Here is an 11,592-nt window from a genome sequence, read left to right on the forward strand (position 1 = left end):
TGTGCGCCTTATCTGCCGCTCGTCAAAATCTTTTCCGCCATATCTGCAACCGTCATGCAGTCCCTGACGGGATAGCCCGCCGCCTCGAGTTTTCGACCGAGACGCAGGAGGTGTGGAGCAGCGAGTGCAGCGCGCGCGAGAAGATCATTCCGTTGAAAGAGATCGTGCGGCGTTCCCTCACCGATGACCTGTCCGCCCGCGAGGATCACCATATGATTGGCGACGCGCAGGATGTCCTCCATGCTGTGCGAGACGAGGACAATGCTGACGCCGCGCTCGCGGTGCAGCATCGTGAGCATGGCGAGCAGTTCCTCACGTCCGCGCGGATCAAGTCCCGCTGCCGGCTCGTCGAGGACAAGATAGCGCGGAGCAAGAGCGAGAACCCCCGCAATGGCGACGCGTCTGCGCTCCCCGCCCGAGAGCGCAAATGGCGAGCGCGTGCGATAACGCTCGGGCAGATGTACGAGTTCCATCGCCTCGCGCACACGGCTTTCCACATCAGCATCTGAAAGACCCTGATTTCGTGGACCAAATGCGATATCCTCATAGACCGTCTCCTCGAACAGCTGATGCTCAGGATACTGAAAGACCATGCCGACACGGAAACGCGCCGTCCGTGCCGCCTCCTTTTCCGCTTTGCTTTTTCCATGGAGGGACACGCCATCCACACACACGCGTCCCGCCGTCGGCACAAGGAGACCACCGAGCAGCTGCATCAGTGTCGATTTGCCCGCGCCTGTCTCGCCTGCAATCGCCGTAAATGCTCCCCCTCGAATTGTCAGCGTGACATTGTGCAGGGCGGTGTGTGAGAGCGGCGTTTTTTCCATATAGGTGTATGAAAGCGATTCTATCTCGATAGACAATGCAGCAGCTCCTCATCCGTTACGATATCCTGCGGCAGATCACGTCCGCCGCGCCGCAAGTGTTCCGCGAGGTCGGCGGCGAGTGGAATGTCCAGCCCGAGCGCGCGCACCTTCTCCGACTGCGAGAATACTTCATGTGGTGTTCCGTCCATGACAACACGTCCCGCATCCATCAGCACAATGCGGTCTGCCGCAATCGCCTCTTCCATGAAGTGCGTGATGTAGACAATCGTCATGCCCTGCTCTTTGTGAAGTTTTTTGACCGCACGCAGAACCTCTGTCCTGCCGCGTGGGTCGAGCATCGCCGTCGGCTCATCGAGCACAAGACAATGCGTCTGCATGGCGATTGCCCCCGCGATGGCGATGCGCTGCTTCTGTCCGCCCGAGAGCAGATGCGGCGCAGCCTGTGCGTACGATTCCATACCGACGAGTGCAAGCGCATCCTGCACGCGCGTACGAATCTCTGCGGGAGGCACACCAAGGTTTTCGGGGCCGAATGCGACATCGTCCGCGACAACTGCCGCAATGAGCTGATTATCGGGGTTCTGGAACACCATGCTGACTTCCTGTCGGATATCCCATCGCCGCACCTCGTCCTTCGTATCCCATCCACACACCCGACACGTTCCCTCGCTCGGCAGGAGGAGAGCATTCAGATGGCGTGCGAGGGTCGATTTGCCCGAGCCGTTTGCCCCGAGCACCGCCACGAATTCGCCCGCCGCAATGGAGAGGGTGACACCGCACAGAGCCTCATGTCCCTCCCCCTCTCCGCTTTGGTAGACATGGGTGACATGATCGAGTTCAAAAAAATTCTCTGTCATTTGCTCTCTCACTAATTCTTTGTTCTCGCCTTCAGTTGGACACGGAACGTCGTCCCCTGGCCCATCTCGCTCTCGACTGCAATCGTTCCCCCGTGCGCTTCGGCAATCTCGCGTGCGATGGCAAGCCCGAGTCCGTTGCCGCCCATGCGGCGTGAGCGTGCCTTGTCCACGCGATAGAAGCGGTCAAAAATGCGCTCTATGTGCTCGGGTGCAATGCCGATGCCCGTATCGGACACAGAGAGCTCCACAGCTCCCTTCTCCTCCTGTACGCAGACGGAAATACGTCCGTGTTTGGGTGTATACTTCACAGCGTTATCCACCAGAATCAGGATCAACTGACGAATCTTCTGCTCGTCCGCGCAGATCTCCGCGCGTTTTGGCAGCTCCTCCGCAATGACAATATCTTTCTTTTCGGCGAACGGGCGCATAATGCGTACGGTCTGCTGTGCCGCTGCAACGAGATCCATGCGCACGGGTTTGAGTTGGTTCGCCTTCGCATCGCTTCGCGCCACGGTGAGGAGATCACCAACGAGCTTTGTCATCTTCTTTACCTCGTCACGCACATCCTCAATAACCTGCTTCAGGAATGGCGAGGTGATCGACGGATCGGTCAGCAGGAGATCCGCCGAGGCGAGCACGACAGCGAGCGGCGTACGCAGCTCATGCGAGGCATCTGCGGCAAATTGCCGCTGTTTTTCATACGCCTCGCGCACGGGCTTCATCGCACCGCCTGAGAGCACATAGCCGATGGCGGCGGCAAATACGAGTGCCAGCCCGCCGAGAATCGCAAGTGCCCACGTCGCCTTTTCCATGCCGTTATACATGGCGGTGACATCCTTGCCGACGTAGACCGTCTGTACGGGCAGGGGGGGGCTGAACACCGTCTGCGCTGTCACCATCACCTTCGTCGATGTGCCGCGCTCATTCGTCTTCGTAAAGACGCGCACTTCCCGCTCGGGCGCATCCCACACAGTCACGATGTCCAACACAAACGACTCGATGCGGAAAGACGCACGCGAGAAGCTGACAAGCCGCCCCTCGCCGTCGAAGACATAGTAGAAAAGACGATCGTTCGTACTGCGGTAGAGCTGTGCCTCGTCCGTATCCATGCCGGCATGGAGGACGGCATATGCCTGCGCCTCAGCCACACTGTCCGCCGTGTCCAAGAGTTCACGCGCCTGTTCCGACGTGATCGCCCACTCCATCGTCTTGTGCATAGCAAAGAGGAGGACAATCACCAGTCCTCCCATGACAAGCGCATAACGGAGCATCAGGCGCAGACGGCTGCGTCCGAATACATTCTGTTCGTTCAACGCAGCGACTCCAGCTTGTATCCGACACCACGCACCGTCTTGATGGCGTCGCCCTCCCCTGCCGCATCCAGTTTCTTGCGCAGCATCTTCATATAGGAGTCGATGTTGTTCGAGCTGACATCCGCCTCGAGCCCCCAGATGCGGTCAAGAATGATGTCGCGCGGCACAACAATGCCGATGTTCTGCGCGAGCAAGTCAAAGAGCTGAAACTCACGCGGCGAGAGCTGGATCATCTTGCCGTTCTTCTCGAGAATGTTCGCTGTGCGGTTCAGTTTGAATCCGCCAATCTCATCCACCTCATGCTGAATCCGCTGTGTCGCCCGCCGACCGAGGGCACGCAGACGCGCGAGCAGCTCCGAGAATTCGAACGGCTTCACAAGGTAGTCGTCCGCCCCTGCATCCAGTCCCGTCACACGATCCTCTACCGAGTCACGTGCCGTCAGCATCAGGATGGCACGGTCATAGCCGCTGCGGCGCAGGCGCGCACACGCCTCGACGCCCGTCTCCCCGGGCATCATCCAATCCAGGATCAGAATATCGTACTCCGCATAGGTCGCATACTCATAGATGTCACTGCCGTCCGTCACCCACTCGACCGAGATATCATTTTGTTCGAGCATATATTGAATGAGCTTCCCGAGGCGCAGATCATCTTCCGCCAAAAGCACACGCATCGTATCATCTCCCGTTGATTGTATCCGATTTTTCCTAGGAAAGTATACGAAAACGAGGTGAAAGATAGCTGAAAATCAGCGCATCATGGGGTGATCCGATGCAATCATTCCATAGAATACCGCTGCCCCCATTCCGTACCCCGTCAGCATAATCATCCCCATGGGGAGTGCCGTATGGTCGCCCGCAATGCCGACTAGCGGCATCATGCACGCGCCGAGCAGCATGGAAAAGCAGCCAATAAGCGCGGACGCACTGCCGGCATTCTTTCCCTGCCGCGAAAGCGCAAGCGAAAAGCTCGCTGCCCCCACCACCGAGAGTGGGACAACCGTCAGGAACAGCAGAACAAAGATAACGGCAAGCGATGCGCCAAAGAAGAATCCGATCAGCAGCAATGCGCTCCCAAAGAGGGGCACAAGCACCGCGTATTTCAGCAGAATGATGTCCGGCACACGCCCTGCAAGGCGTGCGGGCAGAACCCCTGCGAGGAGCAGCCCCGCCCCTATTGCGGCGAAGATCATGCTGTAGCCCTGCGGCGAGACGGCATAGATATTTTGAAAGACGAACGACGACCCCGAAAGATAGGAGAAGAACGCTCCAAATACAAAGCATTGAAGAAGGCAGTGTCCAAGAAAATAGCGATCACGCAGAAGCATCGGAAAGTTTTTCAGAGCGTCGGTCATATTTCCGCTGCGCTTTTCACGCGGCAAGGTTTCCTGGTAGACGATGGTTGCGCCTGCGAGCAATACTCCGATAAGCGTGAGGAGGACAAAGGTCGCACGCCAGTCAGCAAAGAGGAGCATCTGTCCGCCGATGACAGGTGCGATGATCGGCGCAAAGCCGTTCACCATCATGAGCACGGCAAAGAAACGCGTGAGTTCCGGGCCCTCACAGATATCGCGTGCAATCGCACGCGCAATGACAATGCCGCTCGCGCCCGCAAGGCCTGCACAGAAACGGAAAAAGAGAAAGAGATGGATATCCTCTGCTAGTACACAGCCAAGCGTTGCACCGATAAAGACAAGCATCCCAAGAAAGAGCGGAAAACGCCGTCCATGAAGGTCGCTCAGGGGTCCCGCAAGAATCTGCCCGAGTGCCATGCCGAGCATCGTCATCGTCAGCGTCAGCTGTACGAGCGAGGTCGACACGCCAAAGTCCGCCTGAACCTCGGGCAGTGCCGGCAAATACATATCTGTCGAGAGCGGCGCAATCGCAGTCATCATGCCGAGAAAGATCGTCAGCCAAAGACGCGTACGCGCACGCATTGCCATAGAATGTTTCCCTCTTTCACGTCTTATCCTGCGTACACAAAGGCTCTGCCGTAGAGGACTCACCTTTTTTTCTACGGCTTATCATCCACGCCTTAACCGTCTCCCAGATCGCCGTTGCGATGACGATCCCCGCTGCAATCGAAACGGCATAGAGGAACGTCTTGATCCCCTGCGTTCCAAATTTCTCCCAGTCGGCAGCGACGGCGTAGAACATCGTGCGGTAGAGCGAGCCGCCCGGCACCATCGCAATCACACCGATGATGAGAAAGATCGTCGCGGGCGATTTGTAGATGCGCGCCAAAATTTCCGCAGCAATCGTTGCAAAGACCGCCCCCGCAAAGTAGCCTGCAAACTCGTTCCATCCCATTGCCACAAAGAGCATCGTGAATCCCCACGCGCCCATGCAGACCACCGCCCCCATGACAGCGTCCTTGAAGTGTCCGTGCCAGAGCAGATGAAAGCAAAAGCCGCCGACAAACGAGGTCAGGAGATAGACCCATCCCGCCGTCTCAAAGGCGATGAGTGTCCCCGTCGCGCTGAATGCAAACCCCGTTGCAATGAGGAGGCTAAGGATGAATGCCTCTGCACTCTTGATGAGCCCTGATATCGTCTCCTGATTGAACATATCACGGATCGAGTTCATGAGGGCAAGCCCCGGGATGACAGGCATGATATTGCCCATGTTGATTGCGGCGGGATGAATGTCCAGACCAAAATACATGAACGAGTTCGCGAGCATTCCCCCGACAAAGCTGAGCAGAACGAGACCAAAATATGGATTCAGCTTCGTCTGCGCAAGCAGATGCTGCAGAAGACGCAGGAGCACGCCCACGATGCCCGCACAGACGGCATCATCGAAACGCGCGCCAAAGAACGCAGAGAAACTCGCAGCAATCAGTGCCCAGTAGAACAGGGATGCCTTGAGTGAGATCACCTCCATCGTGTCGATCTCCCGAATGCGTTTTTTGATTTCATCAGAGGTCATGGGATGGGCGCAGATCTCGCGTGAAAGCTGATTCAGAGCCTTGAGCTGCTGAAAGTCGAAGTTTTGCCCGGGCACACGGCGCATCTGCGTAAGCACGCCGATGTCCTCCCCACGCAGCGTCACAACAATGCTGGTCGTAATGACCATCACGTCCACATGGCGCACGCCGTAGGCACGGCAGATGAAGTTGATCGTGCGCTCTACGCGGCTGACCTCGGCCCCCGTCACGAGCATGCGCTGCCCAATGTCAATCGCGCGCTCCAGAATGTTGTTGATGTTGATTCGTGCTGTTTCATTTACCATAATGAACATAGTTATAGCATGACTTAGTGTATTTGTCACCTCTATTCGGAGAAAATAAAGCGTTTCATAGCTACAAAAAATGCAGCTGGTGATACAGCTGCATCCATTAGGTGTCTTATCCCTGACTTGCTTTTTTCTTTTCGCGTTCGTTAACGATATGATTGTAAATCAGAACAAAGATCAACAATCCACCCCAGATGATCTGGCGATAGAAATTTGAGATACTCTCATACATATTGAGCCAACTCGAGATCATTTGTACAATCAGAACGGCAACGATGACGCCTTTCATATTCCCCTTACCGCCATAGGGATCAACTCCTCCAAGCACAGCAATCAGAATAGCCTCCATCAGATAGGATGCACCGTAGTCCGCCTTTGCCGAGTTGAATCGTCCCAACATGATGAGACCTGCGGCAGCGCTCAGCACACCGCTTATCATATAGTTCGCCAGATAGAGCCGTACATTATTGAACCCAGAGAATGCAGATGCCTTGACACTTGTGCCGAGCATGCGAAGTTTGTACCCGAGCGTCGTACGCTCCATGATGAAGGCAGCAGCAGCAGCAAACACAATGAAGATAATCAACGGCATGGGAATGCCAAGAATCTTTGCTGACATTGCGCCTGCGATCTGCGGAGGCAGTCCACCAAGCGTACTTCCGTTCGTCATAACAATCGCTGTCCCCATAAAGAGTGCCTGTGTACCCAATGTTGCCAGAATCGGCGTGATGCCGACCGATCCAATGAGAAATCCATTCAGCGCACCGCAGAGCATACCAAACAGCAATGCACCGAGAAAGGAAAAAAGAATGATTGTAACAACCGTCCCCTCCGGTGTCTCTGGGGTAATCAGTACCGGTAGCACCTTTGCCACCAGAACAGCAGAGAGATTCGCCACGGCGACAACACTGAGATCAATTCCTGCCGTATAGAGCGTGAACGCCATCGCAATGGCGAGCAGCCCGAATTCCGGGAACTGCTTTCCCATAGACTGGAAGTTCGACACGCTGAGGAAGAGTGCTCCCTTCAGAATAGAGCAGAAGACAAACACGGTCAGAAATACAATAAGCATCCGCATGAGATTCTTATCCCTTTGAAAGAACTGTTGTAGTGTCTCCATCATTGTTTCCCTCCCTCTTCCTCAGATACTTGAACCGTGAGTTTGCGCGCATTTCGTTTCATCTGCACTGCAGAAATGGCTGTACCAATGATAATGACCGCACCCGTAAAAACCTTTTGCCATGTGGTCGAAATATCGAGGAGGATGAGGCTATTGTCCATCACGGTCAGAAGCGCCATGCCAAGGAGTGCGCCTCCTACGGTTCCCTTGCCCCCCTCCATCCGCACACCGCCAAGCACGCAGGCAGCGATGACGGTCAGCTCAAGCCCCTCGAGATTATTCGGATGAACGGCGAGTAGCATAGTAGAGCGCAGAACACCAATGAGTCCTGCCATACAGCCGGAAAAGGCGTAGATGAAGACAATGGTCCTGAATACATGGAATCCTGCACGCTGCGCAGCTTTCTCGTCCCCTCCAATCGCATAGATGCCCCTGCCGAGCATGGTGCGATTCAGAATGAACCATCCGACAAAAATCAGAACCAGCATGAGGATGATGCCAACCGGCATATCCGAGGTCAGTCCCGAGACGGGATTCGTTACCGAAAACAGTTTCGTCTGTCCAAGCTCGTACAGAGGCGCACAGAGCGGATACTCTCTGGACTTAAAGATCCCCTGCATGATACCAAAGCAGATGCTGCTCGTCCCAAGCGTCACAATTAGCGCTGGAAAACGAAAACGCGCGATGATGTAGCCGTTAACCAAACCAACAGCAAGACCGATGAGCATGGCCGACGCAAAGAAGAGCAACGGGTTGTCCGTTACCTGCTCCATACGTGAGCAAACGATGAACATCGACATGGAGGCGATGGCTGGAAAGGAGACATCCACGCCGCCCGTAATAATCACGAACATCTCACCGATGCAGAACATGGCGGGCACAGAGAAGGCGCGCAGAAGATCCACCGCATTGTTGCCGGTAAAGAACTGACCACTTTTCGCCTGAATCATGAAGCAGAGGAGCAGAAGTACGATGCCGATATAGAATTCCGTTGAGGTGAACAATCTCTTTTTCATGTGGCATCCCCTCCTTGGTGGGCAAGTTCTGCGAGCGTACTCTCTGCGAGCCCGTCTGTGGACAGAGACGCAACAAGGCGTCCCTGCCGCATCACCATCACCCGATTGCAGTTGGTCAGCACCTCCGGCAGATCATCCGAAATGATGAGTACGGTGAGCCCCTCCTGCGCGAGCTTGCGGACACGCTCATAGATATCGAATTTCGCGCCAATGTCAACGCCGACAGTCGGGCCATTGAGGATCAGCACATTGAGATCAAGGGACAACCATTTCGCGAGTACACATTTCTGCTGGTTGCCGCCCGAGAGCGTGCCGACCTGATCCTCAACATCGTGCAGAGCGATAGACAGTTCCTTCTCCCAGTAGTGTGCCATTTCATCTATTTTATGCCGATTGATTGCACCTAGGAAATTTGCGTAGTTGCTCCATTTCTCGGCAGAGATATTGTCTGCAATTGACTGGCTCAGAAAGAGCCCCTCCGTGACACGATCCGGCGGCAGGTATCCAATGCCGTTTTCGATGGCATCACGAATGCAGGAGAGCTGAACGGGATTCCCGTTGATCTTAATCTCACCGCTCTGCGGCTGATAGCAGCCGAACAGTGCCTCGGCAAGCTCTGTGCGGCCGGATCCAAGCAGTCCCGTGATGCCGACGATCTCACCTTTTTTGAGATGAAAGCTCACATCTTGGAACCCGTTCTCAAGGCACAGATCCTTGATCTCCAGAACAGTCGGTGCGTCTTTCTCCTGATAGGAGAAGCGCTGCGTTACGATCTCGCGTCCGGTCATATAGTAGGTGAACTTGTCTTGATTAAGGTCCTTTGTGCTCCCTTCTGCAACATTGCGTCCACTACGGAAGATGGTAAACCGCTCTGCGATTTCAAATACTTCGTCCAATTTGTGCGAGACAAAGAGAACCGCAATACCGCGCGACTGCAACTCCCGAATGAGACGAAAGAGCGTCTCCACCTCTTTCTTGGTCAGACCCGTTGTCGGTTCATCCATGATAATCAGCCGTGCATCGTTGAGCAGTGCTCTGCTGATGGCGATCATCTGCCGCATGCCAAAGGTGAGATTTTCCACAAGTTCATCCAGATCCAGCGTCAGATTGATCTTCGAGAGTGCGGCAAGTGCAATCTCCTTCATACGAGACTGATTCACGAGCGCTCGCCCTGATGCGACCTCCATATTCAGTGCAAGATTTTCCTGAACCGTCAGATTTGGAAAGAGAGACAAGTCCTGATAGATGACCTGGATGCCGTTGGTAATGGCCATCTGCGGGGTCATTCTGTCAAATGTTTTTCCGTCGATTTCAAGGGTACCTGCATCGGGGGTGTAAAATCCAGAGATAATGTTAATGATGGTCGATTTCCCGCAACCATTCTCTCCCGCGAGGCAGTGAATTTCTCCCTTGCGTATCGAAAGGCTGACACCATCCAGTGCCTTGACACCGCCGAAGTATTTCTTAATCCCCGTCGCTTTCAAAATATAGTCAGACAAATTCCGCTCCTCCTTCCAGCACTCAGTAAATAGATCAAAAGCGCAGAAGCCCGCCATGGACTGCCGCGCTTTTGCCGGAACATCCCAAAAATTAGAAGTTGTAGTTATCTACGTTATCCTTATTGATCGCAATCCAACCTGCGCCCATGAAGAGACGAGGGTTTTCAGGGCTGACCTGGAGCTTGTTGTACGACTTCAGACCAAGATCCATACCATCCTGCGGTGTCTTGCCCTCGAGAATTTGACGTGCAAACACACACATTGCATAGCCAGCCTCGGCCGGATCCCAAAGGGTAATATAAGAGAGTGATCCGTCCTTGATCAGCGTACGGCACTCATTTGGCATTCCAGTACCGACAACGAAGACCTTGCCCTTCAGTCCGAGTTCGTTGATTGCACGCGCAATACCCGGAGTATCCATGGAGCTTGTGCCGACGAATCCGGTGACTTCCGGATGTGCTTTGATGACTTCCTTCGCAACCTGGTATGCCTTTTCCGAGTTGTTCTCAGACTCGACGCGCTTTGGATTATCAAGCAGCTTCACATCGGGGTACTTTGCCGTCTGCTGAGCAACAGCACCATTTGCCCACTCGTTCTGCGACGCATTGGTCAGATGTGCGACCATCGTCGTGTAGATGCCCTTACCGCCCATGGCCTCCTGCAGTTTGTCCATGATGAATGCACCGTAGCCAGCATTGTTGAATGCCTCAAGGTCATAGTCTGAGTTCTTGCAGGTCGAACCTTCATGCGTGATGACCAATATGCCCTTGTCACGCGCTTCCTTGAGGACAGGGTCACAGGCAGCGGGATCAACCGGAACAACGCAGAGTGCGTTGATGTCCTGATTGATTACATCCTGAATGACCTGAACCTGCTGCGCCGCATCGGTTGCCGCTGGCCCTTTCTGGTAGGCGTTAATCCCCGTGTCGGCCGCGTACTGCTTCACGCCTTCCTCCATACGGGCAAACCAACCGTTTGACGAATCCTTGACGACGACGGCAATTTTCCAGTCTTTCTTCTCGCCCTTCATCGCGGCATCCGTCGCCTCAACGACACGCGCCGCCGCAGGCTTGTCTGTTGAGGAGGCCTGCTTCTCACCGTCTCCGCCGCAGCCGGCAAAGGACAGGCAGCAGGTGACACCGAGCGCCACCGCCAAGAGTTTTTTCTTCATGTTCATGATAAAATCCTCCTTGCTTTATTTACCGGGAAACACGGAATCGCATTTCCCTACATAACACCTTTCTGGAGAATCACACAGCCGTATGGCTGACGTTCTCCTGTGGAGATCGTTACAAAAGCAGTCTTTGCCTTATCATAGAAGCTGAACCGATCAATAAAGCCGACGCAGTCTGCGCCCTCCGGCACGTTGTTCTTGACAGCGGCGATGAAATCATCCCAGACCTTTGGTCGGCCGATTTTCTCCCGCATCTCTTCCATCACGTCCATAATCAATACGGGATGCTTCTCATACTCCGTATCAAGTGGCATGAGTTTCAGAATGCCATCCAACATCTCTGCAGCACTGATCCCATCGGCGTTGATGGTGATGCCATTCTTCGCCATGGATACAGCTGGATAAAAATCATCCGCAATCACGACGAGGTCGCCATGCCCCATATCTGCCAGAGCCTTGAGGAGATCCGGGCTGATACATTTGGGAATTCCTTTTAACATGATTATGACCATTCCTTTCCGCTACGCTTCAAGGCACAAAACTGTTACGAAA

At 54.6% G+C, this 11,592-nt stretch carries 11 protein-coding genes; all 11 read right to left on the reverse strand.

Features of this window, described 5'->3' with window-relative positions:
- Positions 1 to 8 precede the first annotated feature (8 nt).
- The 11 genes from ACO6BQ_RS04745 to ACO6BQ_RS04795 all read right to left on the reverse strand — a co-directional run bounded on the left by ACO6BQ_RS04745 (position 9) and on the right by ACO6BQ_RS04795 (position 11,540).
- Positions 9 to 863 (reverse strand): energy-coupling factor transporter ATPase, encoded by an 855-nt coding sequence (locus ACO6BQ_RS04745; protein WP_489119770.1) that lies wholly within the window; start codon positions 861 to 863, stop codon positions 9 to 11.
- Complete coding sequence (locus tag ACO6BQ_RS04750; protein WP_489119771.1) at positions 848 to 1,684, reverse strand: energy-coupling factor transporter ATPase; 837 nt, start codon at positions 1,682 to 1,684, stop codon at positions 848 to 850. Before ACO6BQ_RS04750 ends, ACO6BQ_RS04745 begins: the two co-directional genes overlap by 16 nt.
- A gap of 11 nt (positions 1,685 to 1,695) precedes the next feature.
- Positions 1,696 to 2,997 (reverse strand): sensor histidine kinase, encoded by a 1,302-nt coding sequence (locus ACO6BQ_RS04755; protein ID WP_489119772.1) that lies wholly within the window; start codon positions 2,995 to 2,997, stop codon positions 1,696 to 1,698.
- A complete protein-coding gene (locus tag ACO6BQ_RS04760) occupies positions 2,994 to 3,671 on the reverse strand; it encodes a response regulator transcription factor (protein ID WP_489119773.1) in 678 nt (225 codons plus the stop codon). The genes ACO6BQ_RS04755 and ACO6BQ_RS04760 overlap by 4 nt, the downstream gene beginning before the upstream one ends.
- 75 nt (positions 3,672 to 3,746) lie before the next feature.
- Positions 3,747 to 4,940, reverse strand: a complete 1,194-nt coding sequence (locus ACO6BQ_RS04765) for a multidrug effflux MFS transporter (protein ID WP_489119774.1) — start codon at positions 4,938 to 4,940, stop codon at positions 3,747 to 3,749.
- A gap of 16 nt (positions 4,941 to 4,956) precedes the next feature.
- Positions 4,957 to 6,237 (reverse strand): threonine/serine exporter family protein, encoded by a 1,281-nt coding sequence (locus ACO6BQ_RS04770; protein ID WP_489119775.1) that lies wholly within the window; start codon positions 6,235 to 6,237, stop codon positions 4,957 to 4,959.
- 106 nt (positions 6,238 to 6,343) lie between these two features.
- A complete protein-coding gene (locus ACO6BQ_RS04775) occupies positions 6,344 to 7,354 on the reverse strand; it encodes an ABC transporter permease (RefSeq protein WP_489119776.1) in 1,011 nt (336 codons plus the stop codon).
- The gene (locus ACO6BQ_RS04780) at positions 7,351 to 8,367 is read right to left on the reverse strand and encodes an ABC transporter permease (RefSeq protein ID WP_489119777.1); all 1,017 of its coding nucleotides are present in this window, start codon (positions 8,365 to 8,367) and stop codon (positions 7,351 to 7,353) included. Before ACO6BQ_RS04780 ends, ACO6BQ_RS04775 begins: the two co-directional genes overlap by 4 nt.
- The gene (locus tag ACO6BQ_RS04785) at positions 8,364 to 9,866 is read right to left on the reverse strand and encodes a sugar ABC transporter ATP-binding protein (protein WP_489119778.1); all 1,503 of its coding nucleotides are present in this window, start codon (positions 9,864 to 9,866) and stop codon (positions 8,364 to 8,366) included. Before ACO6BQ_RS04785 ends, ACO6BQ_RS04780 begins: the two co-directional genes overlap by 4 nt.
- A 91-nt stretch (positions 9,867 to 9,957) precedes the next feature.
- Complete coding sequence (locus tag ACO6BQ_RS04790; RefSeq protein ID WP_489119779.1) at positions 9,958 to 11,043, reverse strand: autoinducer 2 ABC transporter substrate-binding protein; 1,086 nt, start codon at positions 11,041 to 11,043, stop codon at positions 9,958 to 9,960.
- A 50-nt stretch (positions 11,044 to 11,093) separates the two neighbouring features.
- Entirely contained in the window at positions 11,094 to 11,540 is a 447-nt protein-coding gene (locus tag ACO6BQ_RS04795; protein ID WP_489119780.1) for an RbsD/FucU family protein, read from the reverse strand.
- Positions 11,541 to 11,592: the final 52 nt, after the last annotated feature.

The sequence above is a fragment of the Centipeda sp. (in: firmicutes) genome (genome assembly GCF_057271695.1).

Excerpts from the sequence above, each read along its gene's own strand:
- ACO6BQ_RS04795 (WP_489119780.1), bottom strand. The coding sequence starts at position 11,540 with ATGTTAAAAGGAATTCCCAAATGTATCAGCCCGGATCTCCTCAAGGCT.
- ACO6BQ_RS04775 (WP_489119776.1), bottom strand. The coding sequence starts at position 7,354 with ATGATGGAGACACTACAACAGTTCTTTCAAAGGGATAAGAATCTCATG.
- ACO6BQ_RS04765 (WP_489119774.1), bottom strand. The coding sequence starts at position 4,940 with ATGGCAATGCGTGCGCGTACGCGTCTTTGGCTGACGATCTTTCTCGGC.
- ACO6BQ_RS04750 (WP_489119771.1), bottom strand. The coding sequence starts at position 1,684 with ATGACAGAGAATTTTTTTGAACTCGATCATGTCACCCATGTCTACCAA.
- ACO6BQ_RS04790 (WP_489119779.1), bottom strand. The coding sequence starts at position 11,043 with ATGAACATGAAGAAAAAACTCTTGGCGGTGGCGCTCGGTGTCACCTGC.
- ACO6BQ_RS04780 (WP_489119777.1), bottom strand. The coding sequence starts at position 8,367 with ATGAAAAAGAGATTGTTCACCTCAACGGAATTCTATATCGGCATCGTA.
- ACO6BQ_RS04770 (WP_489119775.1), bottom strand. The coding sequence starts at position 6,237 with ATGTTCATTATGGTAAATGAAACAGCACGAATCAACATCAACAACATT.
- ACO6BQ_RS04760 (WP_489119773.1), bottom strand. The coding sequence starts at position 3,671 with ATGCGTGTGCTTTTGGCGGAAGATGATCTGCGCCTCGGGAAGCTCATT.